This window comes from Actinomadura sp. NBRC 104412 (assembly GCF_030269515.1).
Taxonomy (GTDB): Bacteria; Actinomycetota; Actinomycetes; order Streptosporangiales; family Streptosporangiaceae; genus Spirillospora.
This window is the reverse complement of the sequence record NZ_BSTM01000004.1, coordinates 203,670-221,246: the sequence shown is the minus strand read 5'-3', so window position 1 is coordinate 221,246 and position 17,577 is coordinate 203,670. Positions and strand designations below refer to the sequence as shown.

General features: G+C 71.8%; 13 protein-coding genes. 12 read left to right on the top strand and 1 reads right to left on the bottom strand.

Annotation, left to right across the window (positions count from 1 at the left end; all coding sequences use genetic code 11):
- Positions 1-370 precede the first annotated feature (370 nt).
- The 3 genes from QSK21_RS07170 (at position 371) to QSK21_RS07160 (ending at position 4,848) form a co-directional block, all read left to right on the top strand.
- Positions 371-589 carry a WXG100 family type VII secretion target gene (locus QSK21_RS07170; RefSeq protein ID WP_285694514.1) on the top strand — a complete coding sequence of 73 codons (219 nt, stop codon included), beginning with the start codon at positions 371-373 and terminating at the stop codon, positions 587-589.
- Between the two features lie 132 nt (positions 590-721).
- A complete protein-coding gene (locus QSK21_RS07165; protein WP_285694513.1) occupies positions 722-4,246 on the top strand; it encodes a WD40 repeat domain-containing protein in 3,525 nt (1,174 codons plus the stop codon).
- Between the two features lie 41 nt (positions 4,247-4,287).
- Positions 4,288-4,848, top strand: coding sequence for an exonuclease (locus tag QSK21_RS07160; RefSeq protein WP_285694512.1), 561 nt, complete (start codon positions 4,288-4,290; stop codon positions 4,846-4,848).
- Positions 4,849-5,277: 429 nt separating this feature from the next.
- On the opposite strand, the gene QSK21_RS07155 is transcribed toward QSK21_RS07160, so the two are convergent.
- Positions 5,278-9,819, bottom strand: a complete 4,542-nt coding sequence (locus QSK21_RS07155; protein ID WP_285694511.1) for an FtsK/SpoIIIE domain-containing protein — start codon at positions 9,817-9,819, stop codon at positions 5,278-5,280.
- 378 nt (positions 9,820-10,197) lie between these two features.
- Here QSK21_RS07155 and QSK21_RS07150 point away from each other — a divergent pair, with 378 nt between their 5' ends.
- The 9 genes from QSK21_RS07150 (at position 10,198) to QSK21_RS07110 (ending at position 17,303) form a co-directional block, all read left to right on the top strand.
- Positions 10,198-11,148, top strand: coding sequence for a hypothetical protein (locus QSK21_RS07150; protein WP_285694509.1), 951 nt, complete (start codon positions 10,198-10,200; stop codon positions 11,146-11,148).
- Positions 11,149-11,150: 2 nt separating this feature from the next.
- On the top strand, positions 11,151-12,239 hold the full coding sequence (locus tag QSK21_RS07145; protein WP_285694508.1) for a CpaE/TadZ family protein: 1,089 nt from the start codon (positions 11,151-11,153) through the stop codon (positions 12,237-12,239).
- Positions 12,240-13,538 carry a TadA family conjugal transfer-associated ATPase gene (locus QSK21_RS07140; RefSeq protein ID WP_285694507.1) on the top strand — a complete coding sequence of 433 codons (1,299 nt, stop codon included), beginning with the start codon at positions 12,240-12,242 and terminating at the stop codon, positions 13,536-13,538. It begins immediately after the preceding gene.
- A gap of 22 nt (positions 13,539-13,560) precedes the next feature.
- Positions 13,561-14,523 (top strand): type II secretion system F family protein, encoded by a 963-nt coding sequence (locus tag QSK21_RS07135; protein WP_285694506.1) that lies wholly within the window; start codon positions 13,561-13,563, stop codon positions 14,521-14,523.
- Positions 14,520-15,437, top strand: a complete 918-nt coding sequence (locus QSK21_RS07130; protein WP_285694505.1) for a type II secretion system F family protein — start codon at positions 14,520-14,522, stop codon at positions 15,435-15,437. Before QSK21_RS07135 ends, QSK21_RS07130 begins: the two co-directional genes overlap by 4 nt.
- 336 nt (positions 15,438-15,773) lie before the next feature.
- The gene (locus tag QSK21_RS07125; protein ID WP_285694504.1) at positions 15,774-15,995 is read left to right on the top strand and encodes a hypothetical protein; all 222 of its coding nucleotides are present in this window, start codon (positions 15,774-15,776) and stop codon (positions 15,993-15,995) included.
- Positions 15,996-16,018: 23 nt separating this feature from the next.
- The gene (locus QSK21_RS07120; protein ID WP_285694503.1) at positions 16,019-16,438 is read left to right on the top strand and encodes a TadE family protein; all 420 of its coding nucleotides are present in this window, start codon (positions 16,019-16,021) and stop codon (positions 16,436-16,438) included.
- On the top strand, positions 16,435-16,875 hold the full coding sequence (locus tag QSK21_RS07115; protein ID WP_285694502.1) for a TadE/TadG family type IV pilus assembly protein: 441 nt from the start codon (positions 16,435-16,437) through the stop codon (positions 16,873-16,875). The genes QSK21_RS07120 and QSK21_RS07115 overlap by 4 nt, the downstream gene beginning before the upstream one ends.
- Positions 16,875-17,303 carry a TadE/TadG family type IV pilus assembly protein gene (locus tag QSK21_RS07110; protein ID WP_285694501.1) on the top strand — a complete coding sequence of 143 codons (429 nt, stop codon included), beginning with the start codon at positions 16,875-16,877 and terminating at the stop codon, positions 17,301-17,303. Before QSK21_RS07115 ends, QSK21_RS07110 begins: the two co-directional genes overlap by 1 nt.
- Positions 17,304-17,577 lie beyond the last annotated feature (274 nt).

The following is a 17,577-nucleotide window of genomic DNA, read 5'->3' as shown; positions in this document are numbered from 1 at the left end:
GGACCGCACCGCTTTCCGCTCGAATGAAATGGTCAATGCCGCCATGCCGCCATAGTTGCCCGCCTGACCTGCGAATTTCTTGACGCGGCGTAATGATGGCCGTCAGCCCGCGCGGACGCGGGGTCGGAGTGCAACGGTCTTACGAGGTCAAGCCCGGCGCCTGGCCGCCTTCGGCCAGGCGTGTTCCTCGCATTAGGGCAAAAATTCTCATTCGACCTTCAAGGTACGGGTGGATTATCGTGATCCCCTAGTCGTAGGCTGTCGGCATTGCGCAAAGGTTCGGCAGGGCCTGGGACGTTCCGGCGACGAAAGGGCCGAGCATGACCGACAAGAGGGGCGCCAGCATCGCGCGCTGGAAGAGCTGTCCCGCATGTTCGCCAAGCACTCCCGGAACCTGGACGCGCTGATCAAGGATCTGAACGGACGGACGGTCGGCAGCACGGAGATCTGGTGGGGGCCGCAGGCCGACCGTTTCCGCAGTGCCTGGGCGGAGGCCAAGGGAGCCTTCGACAAGATGGCCGTCGCCCTGGAACAGGGCAGCCAGGACATCAAACGCTCGCAGCAGAACATCGAGGCCGCCACGCGCTGACCCCACGATCCCTTTTGGACAGCGGGTCCCGGCCAAACCCCCCGAGGCCGGGACCCGCCCCCCTTTACTGACTTACCATGGTCCCAGTCAGCGCCTCGCCGTCGCGTTCCCCGGCGTCCCGGAGGTGACCGCATGTCAGGTCGACGGGGGCCGGTGTTCCCCGGATACCTGAGCATTCTGCTGGTCGCGGTCCTCGGACTGGCGTTGCAGCTCTCCCCGCAGACCACCCGGATCGTGCAGCAATGGGCGCTGCCGGTCATCGTCGTCTGCCTGCTGCTGATCCCGTGCGTGCTGGCCTGGGAGAAGGCGCAGGACCGGCGCTGGCGCGCCCTGCCGGCATGGCGCCGCGACCGCGCGCCCTACCCCGGGCTGGACGCGTTCACCGAGGACGACGACGGGGTCTTCTTCGGCCGCGACGATGAGATCCGCGAGCTGAGGGAACGGCTGCACGGCGGATCCGGCGCCCGCGAGCGGCCCGGGCACCGGTCGATCGCCGTGATCGGCCCGTCCGGGGTCGGCAAGTCCTCCCTGGTGTACGCCGGTCTGCTGCCCCGCCTCAGGCAGCAGCGGCGATGGCTGGTCGTGCCGCCGGTCATCCCGGAGGGCGACCCCGTCCAGAGCCTGGCCGTCGCGCTGGCCGACGCGTCCGATGACCCGGGCGACGACGTCGGCGAGCTGGCCGCGCGCCTCCGCTCCGACCCGGCCGAGGCCGGGCGCCGCCTCGCCGCGCTGCACCGCGGCCACCGCACCCGGTCGGTGCTGATCGTCATCGACCAGGCCGAGGAACTGCTCTCCGCCGACGACCCGTCCGCCTTCCTCGCACTGCTGCGGGACGCCCTGGACGCCGATCCGAGGCTGCACGTCCTGTTCGTGCTCCGGTCGGAGTTCCTGACCACGTTCCTCAGCGGGAGCTGCGCCGACCTGTTCCGGCACCCGTTCACGGTCACACCGCTCGACCGCGCCGCGCTGCGGACGGTGATCCGGGAGCCGGCGCGGCGCGCGGGCCTCACCTTCGACCCGCCCGACCTGGTCGACCGCATCGCGGAGGACACCGGGGACGGCACCGCGCTGCCGCTGCTGGCCTACCTCATGCACGAGCTGTACCTGGGCGCGGGACGCGACCTCACCATCACAGCCGCCGGCTACCAGCGCAACGGCGGGGTCTACGGAGCCCTGACACACCGCGCCGACCTCGTGCTGGCCGAGCTGGAAGCGCTCGACCCGGCGCCGCCCGTCCTGCCCACGCTGCTGAAGCTCGTCCGGTTCGCGGAGAACCGGCCGACCCGCAGGCGCGTGCGGAGAAGCGCCCTGAACGATGCCGAACGCCTCGTCATCGACGCGTTCGTCCGGGAACGCCTGTGCACCAGCGGGCAGGACGGCGACGACGCGGTGGTCGAGGTCTCGCACGAGGCGCTGTTCTCCGCGTGGGCGCCGCTCCGGCAGACCATCGCCCTGCACGCCGAAACGCTGCGCCGGATCGCCGACCTCGAACAATGGGCGCGGGAATGGGACCGTTACGGCCGCCAGGACGCCTACCTGCTGCGAGCCGAACGGCTGACCGCCGCCCAGGAGTGGCTGGCCGAAGCCGGCGGGCCCGGTGCCGTCGAACCCCTGGTGGCGCAGTTCGTGGAGTGCTCACGCGTCTCCGACGGCGACGCGATGGAACGGCTGTCGGACACGATCGCCAGGCAGGTGCTCAACGGCTACGAGTCCGATCCCGAGAACGCCCTGCTGCTGGCGCTGGCCGCGTACGAGGACTGCGCGCCGACCGTGCTCGCGCGGCGCGCGCTGTCGTCCGCGCTCGCCGTCTCCCGGGTACGCGGCGTCCTGCACGGCCACGAGGGAACGGTCTGGTCGGTGGACTGGTCGCCCGACGGCTCCCGGCTGGTGTCCTCCGGCGCGGAAGGCACCGTCCGCATCTGGGACGTCCGTACCAGGACCCAGCTCGCGGCACTCGACGGGCACGAGGGCCCGGTGTGCGCCGTGGCGTGGTCACCCGACGGCCGCCTGCTGGCGAGCGCGTCCGATGACGGCACGATCCGGGTGTGGGACGCCGCCGACCACGTCAGGGTGGCCGTGCTGCGCGGGCACACCTCCATGGTCTGGGGGGTCGCCTGGTCGCCCGACGGCTCCCGGCTCGCCTCCGCGTCCCGTGACCGGGAGATCCGCATCTGGGACCCGTCCGCGGGAACGTCCCTGATGGTGCTGCGCGGCCACGGAGGATGGGTCAGGACCGTGAGCTGGTCGCCGGACGGCACCCGCCTGGCCAGCGCCTCCGACGACCGTACCGTCCGGATCTGGGACGCGCGGACCGGCGGGGAACTGGCCGCCCTGCGCGGCCACGAGGAGACCGTCACCCGGGCCGCCTGGTCACCCGACGGCACCCGCCTGGCCAGTTCCTCCTACGACCGCACCGTGCGCCTGTGGGATCCCGAGTCCGGCGCCACCACCCGGACGCTGCGGGGACACGCCGACCTGGTCTGGGAGCTGGCCTGGTCACCGGACGGCGAACGCCTCGCCACCACGTCCTTCGACCGTACGCTCCGGCTGTGGTCGGCCGAGGACGGGGCTGAGCTGGTCGTCCTGCGCGGACACGCCGAGGTCCTGCGCGCCGTGGCCTGGTCACCGGACGGCACGTGGCTGGCGAGTTGCTCCGGCGACCGCACGATCCGGCTGTGGGACGCCGAGCGCGCGGCCGAGGTCACGGTGTTCCGCGGCCACGAACGGGCGGCGGTCGCGGTCGACTGGTCGTCCACAGGGCGGATCGTCTCCGCGTGCAAGGACCACACCGCGCGCGTCTGGGCGGACGACGGCACGTCCAAAGTCCTGCGCGGCCACACCGACGAAATCTGGTCCGTGGCGTGGTCACCCGACGGAGAGCGCGTCGCCACCGCCTCCCACGACGGCACCGCCCGCATCTGGACGGCCGACGGCGCCGAGGTATCCGTCGTGCGCCTCCACGACGACTGGGTCCGCGATGTGGCCTGGTCCCACGCGGGCTCACGACTCGCGACGGCCTCCGACGACCGCACCGTCAGACTGTGGGAACCGGCCCAGGACGCCGCCCCCTTGGTCCTCGACGGCCACAAGGACACCGTCCGCGGCGTGAGCTGGTCACCCGATGACGAACGCCTCGCCTCCGGCTCGCACGACGGCACCGTACGGATCTGGGAGGCCCGCACGGGCCGGCACCTCATGACGCTGAACATGCAGGGCAGCCCCGTACGGGCCCTCTCATGGTCCCCGGACGGCCGCCTTATCGCCGCCGTCTCCGACAACACCCAGGTCGTGATCTGGGACGCCGCCCAGGGCACGCGGACGGGGGTGCTGTCGGGCCACGACGGCTGGATCTGGTCGATGGCCTGGTCACCCGACTCCCGCGTCCTGGCGACGGCGTCCGCGGACGGCACCGCGCGCCTCTGGGATCCCGAGGCCGCCCACGAACTCGCCGTGGCCGCCATGCACGACGACGACGTCTGGGACGTGTCCTGGTCCCCCGACGGCCGGCACCTGGCGACCGCGTCCAGCGACCGCACCGTGCGCGTCTGGGAGGCCATCACCGACGGCGAAACCCTGGCCGCCCGAGCCCGCGCCAGGGTCTTCCGCCTTCTCACGGAGTCCGAACGCCGCTCCCTCATGCTCCCCGACCCGAGATAATCGCTCGACCCGCCATCACCGGGTGGGTACCGTCCCAGGGCATGAGCGGGCTTCCGGAGTTCTACATCGCCGTGGATGTCGAGGCCGACGGGCCGATCCCCGGGCCGTACAGCATGATCTCGCTGGGCATGGCCGTGGTGGGCCGCCCGGACCTGCGCTTCTACAGCGAACTGCGCCCGATCTCGGACGACTTCGTGCCGAAAGCGCTGGCGGTCTCAGGACTCGACCGTGACCGGCTGCTCCGCGAAGCCCCCCCGGCCGAAGAGGCGATGGCGGCCGCCGCAAAGTGGATCAACGGCCTGCGCAGCGAAGGCCGCCCGGTCTTCCTGGCCGGCCCCGCCGTCTTCGACGGGATGTTCGTCCACTGGTACTTCATGCGCTTCCTAGGCAAAAGCCCGTTCTCCGCCAGCGGCGCGGGAATCGACCTGCGCAGCTACTGGATGGGCCTGCAAGGCTGCGAATGGGTCAGCACCCGGAAGAGCATCATCAAACAAAAACTGGGCGTCGAAGGCTACCCCCACACCCACCACGCCGGTGAGGACGCCGCAGAACTGGCCGCCGTCTTCGAAGCCATTTTGGCCTCCAGAGAAGACAACAAGTAACCACTCACACCGGCGTGCCCCCCGAACCGCCACTGGCGATCCGCCTAAACGCAAACACCTTCACCACATCCCACCGACACAATCAACCTCCATCCGACCGCTCCTTGCCACAGCGGAAAAGAACGACGACGTGGATGGTACGAGGGCAAGCACGGCCAATGATCAACCACCCTCGCCCCAGGTCACCTCTTCGTGATCGGTGAGCACACCCGCGCCGCCATCAAAGCCCCACAGAACACTGAGCGTCGCCTCATCCCCGACTCTCTCGCTCATTCCGGCTTCGGTGTGCACTTGTGGATTTCGCCGGATCGCTGTTGCGCGACTCGCATGCTGGTGCCCCTCTTGTCGGTCATGGTGCGTACTGGCCGGATCCGACCAGGTGTCGGCGGGTGTTGACTGGTTGCCGACAAAAATGCAAATCAGGGGAGATCATTGATCATTATGGGTTTCGGTGGGTGGGAGGGCTACCTGGATTCCGGTGGTGGTGCCTGTGGCGACGAAGAGGCCGCGGCCGGTGGGGCCCGCCAGGGACGCGTTGCGGGGGAGGCGGAGGCCGAAGAGGTCGCCGTCGTCCGGGGAGTCGACGGACAGCAGGACGCCGGAACGGGAGCGGCGGGTGTCGGAGAGGAAGCCACGGTAGCCGCGTCCCAGGTCCTGTGTGGTACCGCCGATGACGACCGCGTGCTCGCCGTCGCGGGCGCTGCGGAGGATGTCGCACAGGGCGTCGTCCAGGTCGGTCTCGTCCAGGAGTTCGGCGTCGTCGACGATCACCGCGTAGCGGTGTTCGCCGCCGAGGGTGTCGAGGAGGTCGTCGGGCGTGGAGTCGGACGTGAGAACGCCGAGAACGCCCGGGCGTCCCGCGAGGGTGCGCAAGGGGGAGCGGCGTGGCGTGATGAGGACTACGGGGACGAGGCCACCGGCGACGGCCGGATCCAGGAGTGAGTGCACGATCGTGCGGAGTGTGGTGGAGCGTCCGGAACGGGGTGGGCCGGCGACCACGAAGCCTGGGCCCTCGTTGAGAAGGTCGATCCCGATGGGGGTCAGGGTGTCTCCGCCTACGCCTACCAGGGCCCAGAGGGCGGAGGGGGCGAGGAAGTCGGGGTCCAGCGCCATCGCCTCGCGATAGGTGACGCGGACCGGCAGTTCGTCTACGCGGATGGGACGTTGCCTGCGTGGGAGGCGTCCGTAGCGGGTGACGCAGGTGCGAGCTATCTCCTGGAGGGCCGATATCTGGGACGTGCCGGACGGGTCGTCGCTGAGCAGGCCGATCTGCGATTCGCGCAGGGGTTGTCCTGGGGACGAGATTTCCAAGGCACGGCCCGGCGGCATCGCTGCCGGGATCTGCTTTTCCTGTACGCCCGCGTACCCGTAGTCGTTGGGGTCGGACATGCGCAGGATGAGACGGCGGTCGAAGACGGTGGAGACCTGGCCGGTGAGCCCGGAACGGTCGCCGGTGAAGACGGCGCGCAGGCCCACGGACGCTCCCTCCCGCAGCAGGCGCAGGACGGCGTCGACAAGGCGGCCGTAGTCGTAGTGCTCGAAGGCGCCCAGGAAGCCCTCCCAGCGGTCGAGCAGCAGGACCATCCAGGGGAGCCGGTCGGTGGCGGCCACGGCGGCGCGCTGCTCGTTGAGGGACGCGAAGCCCGCCTCGGCCAGGAGCTGCTGGCGGCGAGCGACCTCGGTGGACAGCGCGGTCAGCAGGCGTTCGCAGCGGTCGATCTGGTCGCGCGTCACCACCGCACCGCAGTGCGGGAGCGCCACCAGGGGGACGAGCGCGTTGGCGCCGCAGTCGATGGCGTACAGGTGGACGTCGTACGGCGAGCACGCTCCCGCCAAGGAACCGGCGATGGTGCGCAGCGCGGTGGAACGGCCCGATTGGGCCGAGCCCGCCACGTAGAGGTGGCCGCCGTTGGCGATGTCGAGGGTCAGGGGTTCGCGGCTTTGCGCGGCGGGAAGGTCGGTTATGCCGAAGGTGATGGCCGGTACGTCCACGACTGATCCGCCTGCGGCCGTGCGCGGCTCTAGCCGCACCTGCTCGGGCAGTGGGGTGAGCCAAGGGGACGGCTGGCGTCCTATACCGGCACGCCGTGCGGCTTCATCGACCGCCTGGACGAGGACGGCCAGGTCCGTGACCATCGTGTCGTCGGCGGGTTCGCGCGGCGAAGGCAGCGGGTGCCCCAGGCCCTGCCACGGCATGGGCAGGACGGTAGGGCGCTCTTCCACTACCGTGCCGGGACGGCGCCCCCCTACGCGGGCCGACTGCATGGCGTGCAGCTCGGAGGCACCCGAACGCACGTAGCACCGCCCCGGGATCGCCTTGGAGATCTGCGCGGCCTCAGGGGAGTCCACAACGTCCGTGGACTCGTCAGGGTCGGTGACGCGCAGCGCGATGCGCAGGTTGGTGTTGGCCCGTATGTCCGCGGTGACGACCCCGGCAGGGCGTTGCGTGGCCAGGATGAGGTGCACCCCTAGCGAACGTCCTCGCCGCCCGATGTCGACCAGGCCCGCGACGAAGTCGGGCAGCTCCGCCACCATGGCGGCGAACTCGTCGATGACCAGGACGAGACGCGGCATCGACCCCAGGGTCTCGTCGGAGGCGCGCAGGTCGTTGTAGTCGTCGATGTCCTTGGCACCGGCCTCCAGCAGCGTCTCCTCGCGGCGTCGCAGCTCGGCCGACAGCGACTCAAGGGCCCTCTCGGTGGCGTGGCCGTCCAGGTCGGTCACCATGCCGACGGTGTGGGGCAGCCGGGCGCAGTCCTTGAACGCGGCGCCGCCCTTGTAGTCGATGAGGACGAACGTCATCTCGTCCGGGCGGTTGGCCACGGCGAGGGACGCGATAAGGGTCTGCAACAGCTCGGACTTGCCCGCGCCGGTGGTCCCCGCTACGAGCCCGTGGGGGCCATCGGCGCGCAGGTCGATGAAGTGGACGCCGTCAGTGCTCACGCCGACGGGCACATGCGTGGTGCGTCCCCCCGTACGGGCCCAGGAGCCCAGCACGTGCTCCGCGGTGGGTTCGGGCATGTTCAGCAGGTCCAGGAGCCGGACATGGGATGGGACGGCCTCTGCGGCGTCCTCACGCGACACGTCCCGGACGGGGGCGAGAGCGCGTGCGACGCGGTCGGTCCACGCGGGGGACACCTGGTCGGCCAGGACGGATCCCAGCACGTCGAGTCCCTGCCCGCGCAGGCGCAGCGCGACGTCGCTGCCGGGTTCCCAGGCGGCGACGGCGGTGCACTCCTCGGGCAGGAGGCGCTCTTCGTCGTCCACGCAGATCGCGTACACCCCGTACTCGGGGCCGCGCGAGAGCAGCATGGGCATGCCCGGCATGCGGCGCAGCGCGCGAGCCCCGTCCAGGACGACCAGGACGTTGTACGGCACCGCCTCGGCGGGCTTGCCCTGCCCCAGGAAACCGGACGCGGCGTTGGCGGTCCGGCGGCGTTCCGTCACCCGCATGGCGAGTTCGGTGATGCGGTGCGCGACGGACTCGGGGTCGGTGCCGACCAGGGCCATGCACTCTTCACCCTCGCGTGGCGCACAGTGCGGCAGCCAGCGCACCCAGTTCCACTCGTCCCCCGCCTCCGCGCCCGAGCTGAGGACGACGATGGCCAGGTCGCGCGGGCTGTGCAGTACGGCGGCCTGGGCGACCAGCCATCGCGCAAGCGCGCGCGAGGCATGCCGCGGTCCCGTGAGGCCGATGACGCCCAGCTCTGGAAGAGGCAGCGCGACCGGCACGAGATGCGCCGTGGGGACCTGAACCTCGTCATGCTCGGATTCGCCCGTGGGGCCATTGCCGCCGCCCACGAGTTCTATGCGCGAGGGCATGTCGGTAAGGCCGAGGCGCAGGTGCAGTGTGTCGCCGTCTCCCATGCGACGTTCCCATAGGCGCCGCCGCGGCCCGGTCGCGGTGAGCAGGACCTCGGCCGGGTCGGGGTGCGCGGCGCGGCGTTCGGCCTGATCCTCCTGGCGCAGCCGCTCCAGCCGGCCGCCGAACTCCGCCGCCTTGCGCCGGTACTCCTTGAGCGCCTTCTTGTACGACTTGCGGCCGTGCATCCGGTCGGCGACCCACTCGCCGACCGTCATCACCGGCCAGGCCAGCGCGAACAGCGCCCACCACCACTGCCCCATACCGAACGCCATGACCAGCCCGAACGCGGAGAAGAGCAGTGCTCCGAACAGGCGCAGCCGCTCACGCGGATTGCGTTCGGGACGCTCGGGCACCTCCAGGCGGCGCGCCCGCCCGGCGGGGTTCAGGCGGGGCGGGCGGTTGAACGCCAGACCGCCCTCGGGCAGCGGCTCCAGATGCGTGTCGGCGGCGGCGCTCGGCGCGAGCGTGAGGATGCTCGACCCGACCGCCAGCATGCCGCCGACAGGCCAGGGAGTGATGGACGTGAGCGGCCGCCCGTCCAGCAGCGCGCCGGAACCGGCCGTACGCGCGGACGGCTCGACCTCCACCGTCTCGCGTCCCACCGTGATGCGCAGCGAGCGGGCGGGGACACCGGGGTCGGCGACCATGATGTCCACCCCGTCACCCGAGCCGAGCGTGGCGGTGCCCAGGCCGAGCCGGTGCACCGATCCCGCCGCGGGACCCGACACCACCCGTACCTCCACCAGGCCGGTCGGCTCGGCGAGGACGGTCGCCGCGGCGGCGCGCTGCTCCACGGCGACGACCGCGCCGTCCCGCAGTTCCCGTACGGCCCTCGCCTGCGGGTCCAGCATCCGGCCTTCCACCCAGAGCGGCCGCTGCTCGGCGCCGCTCGCGATGGCGCGCTCCGCCGCGAGCCGGGAAAGGCCGTCCTTCGAAAAGCGTGGCTTCAAGGGTTCTGACCGCGGGTTCGGTGACGAGTTTCCACCCTTGCCGTCCAAAGCGGTGAAAAGGGACCGGGCGACGCCGCCGACGGTCGCCTCGGAATCGACGTCGATCACGACATCCCTGGGCCCGCGGCCGGTCAGCGCCGTGAACGAGATCCGCATGCATGCCCTCCTGTCGCCCCGCCCGGGTCACGGCTCATTATGCGGACCGGGCCCCGGCGGCGGGCGGCATCGCCGTTTTCCGCCGTGCCGCGCCGCCGCGCCGGGAGGCCGGTTCCGAACCGATGTGACGAGAGCGCACTCCTGTGACGGAACGACCGTGACAACGAAGAATTCACCAACCCTGTCAGTGATTTCCGTGACGTTCCGTAAGAACGGAAGTGGTCGCCGTACCCCCTGGTCAACGGCGTGCACGGGGTGACGGTCGAGGCGGACCTTCGCGAATCCATTGACGCGGCCTCTCCCGCACCGCAAGCATGGATCGCCCGATACAGCGGGGATCGCGCAGAGGCGAGTGCCTGCGGGGGCGGAAGGGAGTTCGTGGGCAGTGCGATGAAGTCCAACCAGTCGGCCGTCTCGGGCGGCGTGGCGACCACCCCGCCCGGCCAGGGCGGCACGGACGGGCTCGGCCGGTCCGGGCTGGGCGCCTCGGGCGGGCAACGGCTTCCGGTGGCGCCGCGCGAGCGCAAGCCGGCCCTGGCCGCGCTCGCCGTGCTGCTCATCCTCGGCGGCGCGCTGACCAGCGCGTACCTGGTGATGGCCAGCGGCCAGCGGGTGTCGGCGATCCGGATCGCGCAGCCGGTCGCGGCCGGGCAGCCGATCCCGCTCAGCGCCCTCGAAGAGGTGCAGGTCAGCGATACCGGTGCCGACTACTACATCAACTGGTCGGAGCGCGGCGACGTCATCCGCACCTACGCCGCCGTCCCGCTGGTGCCGGGCGCGCTGCTCACCAACGCGATGGTGAGCCGTACCAACGACGCCGCCAAGGGACGGGTCGTGGTCGGGCTCGCGCTCAAACCCGGCCAGTTCCCCGCGCGCGGCCTCCAGACCGGCAAGCGCGTCAGCCTGTACGCGGTCGGCGGCGGCACCGGCGGCGGGCCCCGCGCGGGCACGCTGCTGTCGGCGGACGCGATCGTCGTCGGGATGTCGCAGGGCGCCGTCGACTCCAACCGGCTGCGCGGCGACCAGACGAGCGTGGACGTGGCGGTGGCGCCCGCCGAGGCGCCGCAGGTGGCCCAGGCCGCCTCGGCCGGGGCGATCGCGGTCGCGCTGATCCCCGAGGGCACCAGGCTCCCGCCCGCCGGCGGCCGGTCCCCGCCTCCGCCGCCGGAGGACTCGCCGACACCGGACGCCGGATCGCAGAGCCCGCCTCCGGGCACCGGGCAGACCGGGCAGAACGGGCAAGGTGGTCAGGGCGGCGACCAGGGTGGTCCCGGCGCCGGTCTCCAGCCGGACAACCGCAACCCGACCTCCGGTACGGGTGGTAACTGACCGTGGCACTCATCGCGCTCGCGGCCGACAAGGGAGCGCCGGGCGTCACGACGGCCGCCGTCGCGCTCGGTGCGGTCTGGCCGCGCCCGGTCCTGGTGGCCGAATGCGACCAGGCGGGCGGCGACCTGGTCTACCGGCTGCCCGCCGCCGCGTCCGCCGCGCCCGGCACGGCCCAGGACGCGTCCCGTGAAGGCGGCATGCTCAACCCGTCCCGCGGCCTGCTCAGCCTGGCCGCGACCGCCCGCCGGGGGCTGCGCCCCGAGCAGATCGCCGAGCACTGCCAGCGGCTGGTCGGCGGGCTGGACGTGCTGGTCGGCATCACCAACGCGGAGCAGGCGCAGGGCATGACCTGGCTGTGGGGGCCGCTCGGCCGGGCGTTCGCCTCGCTCGCGCCGGTGGACGTGCTCGCCGACTGCGGGCGCCTCGGCGCCGGCACCCCGCTGAACGATCTGCTGCGCGAGGCCGACCTGATCGTCCTGTTCACCCGCGCCACCCTGGAGCAGGTCGCGCACCTGCGGGAACGGGTGGCGGCGCTGTCGTCGGAGCTGAACGGGGGCCCGCCGATCGGGATCGTCGTGCTGGCCGACCCGCGCGACTTCCGCTCCTCCATCGCCGAGGTCGGCCGGATCATCACCGGCGCCCGGGTGCTGGGCGGGCTGGCGCTCGACCCCAAGGGCGCCGAACTGCTGTCGGGACGCTGGGGCGGACGCCTCGACCGTTCGCTTCTCATCCGCTCGGCCCGCGAGGTCGCCGCCACGCTCGTCAGCGGGCTCACCCCCGTCCAGGAACTCCAGCCCGTCCAGCAGCCCGTGCAGCCCGTCCCGCAAGCCCAAGCCTTGCCGGCACAAGTCCCGCCAGTCCAAGCCCCACCAGGCCAAGCCTCGCAAGTGCAGGCTCCGCCGACACAAGTCCCGCAAACCGTGCATGACCCGTCCCTCTGGTACGCGCAGGCCGCGCAACCGCAGCAAGCGCAAGCGCCCGACCAGCAGTCGCAGCCGCCCGCGCAGGTGAACGGTCCGAGCGGTAAACACCACGCGCCCGCGCGGCCGTACCAGGAGCAGGGACCCCAGTACCAGGAGGGGAGGCGCTAGGTGGATCACGGCCTGGTCAAGCGGCTGCGGCAGGAGGTCGGCGACCGCCTCGCCCAGCAGCGTCGGCTGGACGCCGCCTCCGGGCTGCCCCCGATGACCCCGGAGGACGAGCGGCAGTTCGCCCGCGCCCTGATCGGTCAGGTACTGGAGGAGTACGCGCGCGGCGAGATCACCGCGGGCCGGCGTCCGCCCAACGCCGAAGAGGAGGAGGCGCTGGCCGCCGGCGTGCACGCCGCGCTGTTCGGGGTGGGCCGCCTCCAGCCGCTGCTGGAGGACCCCGAGATCGAGAACATCGACATCAACGGCTGTGACCGGGTGTTCATCGGGTACGCGGACGGCCGCGAGGTCATGGCCGAGCCGGTGGCGGAGAGCGACGAGGAGCTGGTCGAGCTCATCCAGATCCTCGCCGCCTACAGCGGCCTGTCGTCCCGCCCGTTCGACAGCGCGAACCCGCAGCTCGACCTGCGGCTGCCGGACGGGTCCCGGCTGTCGGCGGTGATGGACGTGACGGTGCGTCCCGCGCTGTCGATCCGGCGTGCCAGGCTCGGCAAGGTGTTCCTGTCCGACCTGGTCGGCAACGGCACGTTCAGCCCGGAGGTGGGGCAGTTCTTCCGCGCCGCCGTGCACGCCCGCAAGAACATCATGATCGCCGGTGCCACCAACGCGGGGAAGACCACGCTGCTGCGCGCCGTGGCCAACGAGATCCCCCCGAACGAACGGCTGATCACCGTGGAGCGGGCGCTGGAGCTGGGCTTGGACGCCTTTCCCGAGCTGCATCCCAACGTGGTGGCGATGGAGCAGCGGCTGCCCAACTCCGAGGGCCAGGGCGAGATCTCGATGGCCGAGCTGGTCCGCAGGTCGCTGCGGATGAACCCGTCCCGGGTGATCGTCGGCGAGGTGCTGGGCGACGAGATCGTCACCATGCTGAACGCGATGACGCAGGGCAACGACGGCTCGCTGTCCACCATCCACGCCAACTCGTCGGTGGAGGTGTTCAACCGCATTGCCACCTACGCGATCCAGTCGGAGGAGCGGCTGCCGGTCGAGGCCACGCACATGCTGATCGCGGGGGCCATCGACTTCGTGGTCTTCATCGAGAAGCGCAACGACTACGCGCGCGGCGGGCGGCTGCGCCGGTTCGTCTCCAGCATCCGCGAGGTGACCGGCGCCGACGGGCGGGTCCTGTCGTCGGAGGTGTTCGCGCCCGGACCGGACGGTCACGCCGTGCCCGCGGCCCCGATCGCGTGCGCGGCCGACCTGGCCGAGTTCGGCTACGACGGCGCCGGGGGTGACTGGTGACCACCGGGGTGGGGGGCCGCTGATGTACGCGCCCGACGTCATGCTCGCGGTCATCGCGGGCGGGCTCTGCGGTGGCGGGGTGATCCTGCTGGTCCTGGCGGTGCGCGGGCTGCCCGCCCGGTCCGGGCCGCCCCCGCGCCGCAGCCGCGAGGAGATCGTCAGGACGCTGTCCACCCGTACCGCGCTGGCCGTGATGGTCGGGCTCGCGGTGCTGGTGGTGACGCGCTGGCCGATCGCCGCGATCGGCACCGGCGTGCTCGTGCTGGCCTGGAACGGGCTGGCGGGCGGCGCCGCCGAGGAACGCCGCAGCATGGCCCGCCTGGAGGCACTCGCCGCGTGGACCGAGTCGCTGCGCGACACGATCGCGGGCGCCGTCGGGCTGGAACAGGCGATCCCCGCGTCCCTGCGCGCCTCCTCGCCCGTCTTGCAGCAACCTCTGCGCACCCTCGTCGACCGGATGCACACCCGCGTCCCGCTGCCGGACGCGCTGCGCCGTTTCGCCGACGATCTGAACGACCCGTCCGCCGACCTGGTGGTCGCCGCGCTGATCCTGAACGCGAGGCTGCGCGGCCCCGGCCTGCGCGACATGCTGGGTGCGCTGGCCACGTCCGCGCGTGCCGAACTGGACATGCGCCGCCGCGTCGAGGCCGACCGCCGCGCCACCCGCCGCAGCGTCCGCATCGTCGTGGGCGTCTCTGTGGGAACGGCGATCGGGCTGGCCGTCTTCAACCACAGCTATGTCGAGCCGTACGACGACTTCCTCGGCCAGCTCGTGCTGTGCCTGGTCATCGCCCTGTACGGGGCCGGGTTCCTGTGGCTGCGGCGGCTCGCCAGGTACGAGATGCCGAGCCGGTTTCTGACCTCGGCCGGCACCGCATCCGGCACGGCGTCCCGTACAGCGCGTCCGGGCGTGCCCGGCGAGGTGCCCACGACCGTCGCGGCCTGGCAGGGCAAGGGCGGAGCGGAGAAGGGCGGCGTGAGATGACCGGGCCGTTGCTCGCGGGCGCCCTTTTCGGCGCCGGGCTGTACCTGTTCGTCCGGGCGTTCTTCCCGTCCCGTCCCGGGCTGGCCAGGCGGCTGGCCGCGTTCGACGCCGCCCGCCGCCGCGACCTTGAGGACGCGCGCGCCGAACGCACGTCGCCCACCTTCGAGCGGGTCGGGACGCTGCGCTCCAGGGTCGGCAGGGAACTGGCCCGGTACTGCGAGTACCGGGGCTGGAAGCTGCACTCGATCCGTGCCGACCTGGCCATCACCGAACGGTCGCTGGAGGGCTTCCTGGCGACCAAGTTCCTGCTGCCCGCCGCCGCGCTGTTGTTCATCCCGGTCGTGGTGGCGTACTTCGCGCTGCTGGGCCTGGGCGTCTCGTTCCAGGTCCCGATGTGGATCTGCATGTTCTTCGCGGTGCTGTTCTTCTTCTTTCCCGACATGCAGTTGCGGCAGGAGGCGGCCGGGCGCCGCCAGGACTTCCGGCACGTGGTCGGCGCGTTCCTGGACCTGGTGTCGATGAACCTGTCGGGGGGACGCGGCGTGCCGGAGGCCCTGATGACCGCGTCCACCGTCGGCGAGGGCTGGGCCATGCACCGCATCAGGGACGCCCTCGCCAACGCCCGCATCACCGGCCAGACGCCCTGGCAGGCGCTGGGCAACCTCGGCGACGAACTGGACATCGCCGAGCTGCGAGACCTGGCCGGTGCGCTGGCGCTGGTGGCCGACGACGGCGCCCAGGTCCGCAAGTCGCTGTCCGCCCGCGCCGCGTCCATGCGCAGCCGCGAGCTGTCCGAACTGGAAGGCAAGGCGGGTGAGCGCTCGCAGTCGATGCTCGTCGCCCAGCTCTTGCTCTGCGCCGCCTTCCTGGTCTTCCTGGCGTATCCGGCGCTGATGAGGGTCATGGCAGCGTGAACGAGCGAAGCGAGGTCACGATGCCTGTTGTTGTCGGGGGGTGTGGGGGGTCGTCCCCCCATGGGGGATACGGCGTGAGCGAGCGGAGCGGGGTCGTGGTGCCTGTTGTTGTCGGGGGGTGTGGGGGGTCGTCCCCCCACGGGGGATACGGCGTGAGCGAGCGGAGCGGGGTCGTGGTGCCTGTTGTTGTCGGGGGTGTGGGGGGTCGTCCCCCCATGGGGGATACGGCGTGAGCGAGCGGAGCGGGGTCGTGGTGCCTGTTGTTGTCGGGGGGTGTGGGGGGTCGTCCCCCAACGGGGGGTGCAGCGTGAGAGACATGTCTGAGAAGGAGGATGGATGGGTTCGATGAACCCCTGGAACGACCCGGTCGTGGTCTACCTGCGGGCCCTGCTCGGCTGCCGCTGGCACAGGTTCCGCAACGAGACCAACCGCAGCGCGGGGGCCTCGGCGATCGAATGGGCGATCATCACCGCGATCCTGGCGGTCATCGCGCTCACGATCGGCGCGACGATCCGGAACCTGATCGTCAACAAGGCCAACAGCATCCGGACGGAGTAGCGGTGGCCCGCCGGGACGGTCGCGTGCCCCGGGGGGACCGGGGCGCGTCCTCGCTTGAGTGGGCCCTGCTGACGCCCATCCTGATCCTGGTGATGCTGGTCGTGGTGCAGTTCGCGATGGTCTACCACGCGCGTCACGTCGCGCTCGCGGCGGCCCAGTCGGGTGCGCGGGTGGCCCGTACCCAGCCGGTGGGAGGGGGCTGGGAGGGCGCCGCCCGGGAGAAGGCCGCCGGCGACGTCCAGAAGATCGGCCGCGATCTGATCAGCGGGTTGCGGGTGGAGACCGGCGAGGTCGGCGATCAGCGCTGGGTCGAGGTGAGCGGCGAGGCGGTGCGGGTCGTGCCGTTCATGACGTTCCGGGTGCGGCAGCGTTCCCAGGGGCCGATCGAGTGCTTCCGTCCCGACGTGGGTGAGGGCATCGCTTGCGAGGGAGGTGCGCCATGATGCGGCGCGCGCCCGACCGCGGGTCGATGTCGATGGAGATGGCCCTGGTCACCCCTCTGTTCGTGGTGTTCCTCATGCTGCTGGCCGGTGCGGGCCGGCTGGTGGACGCGCAGAGCCAGGTGGACGGCGCCGCCCGTGACGCCGTCCGTTCGGCGTCCATAGCGCGCAGTCCCGAAGGCGCCGTGCGACTGGCGCAGCAGGCCGCTGACGCCAACCTCAACGGACGGGACTGGTGCGCGGGCGGCCCCGTGGTCGTCACCGACACCAGCCAGTGGGGGCCGGGCGGACGGGTCTCGGTGACCATCAGCTGTGACGTGGACCTGGGCGATCTGGCGTTCATCGGACTGCCCGCCACCAAGACGCTGCGCGGCAGGGCGCTGGCGCCGATCGACACGTTCAGCTACCGCGGCGGCGACACGGGCGAGGACGCGCAGTGATGTGGAAGCGGACGGGGGGCGATGACCGGGGGACGGCCGGGATGTACGTCGTCCTGTTCACCCCGGCGGTGTTCCTGCTGGCCGGGCTGCTGGTGGACGGCGGGCTGGCGATCCACGCGCGGCAGCGGGCGGCGGACATGGCGGAGCAGGCGGCGCGCGCCGGCGCGAACGAGATCGACACCGAGACGCTGCGGCGCACCGGCGAGCCGGTGATCGACCCGGACCGCGCCCGGGTGGCGGCCTGCGACCTGCTGGCCGGGTACGACGCGGAGATCACCGCGTCCCAGTGCTCGGCGGACGAGGAGCGGGTCGAGGTGACCGTCCAGTTGACCGTGCGGCTCCAGTTGCTGGGCATCGTCCCCGGGATGAGCGAGTTTACGATGACGTCGACGGCGTCCGCCCAGCCGGTCACCGACGAGGATCAGTAGGGGAACCGATGACGGCACGGCACGCAGGCGACAGGCGGCCAGGGAGCGTACGGCCGGAGAACGTGCGCGACGCGTCCGGGCGGCGGCTGGGGCAGGGCGCCGCCGCGCCCGTACGGGTGCGCGCACGGCGCGGCGCGGGGGACGTGCTCGCCGGGCTGGGCGCGCTGTTGGCGTTGGTCGCGCTGCTGGTGGGGGTGCCGTTCGCGCTGCTGACGCTGTTCGAGCCGCCGATCCCGGACACGATGCCGGGGCTGTCGGACCTCACTCGGCCGAT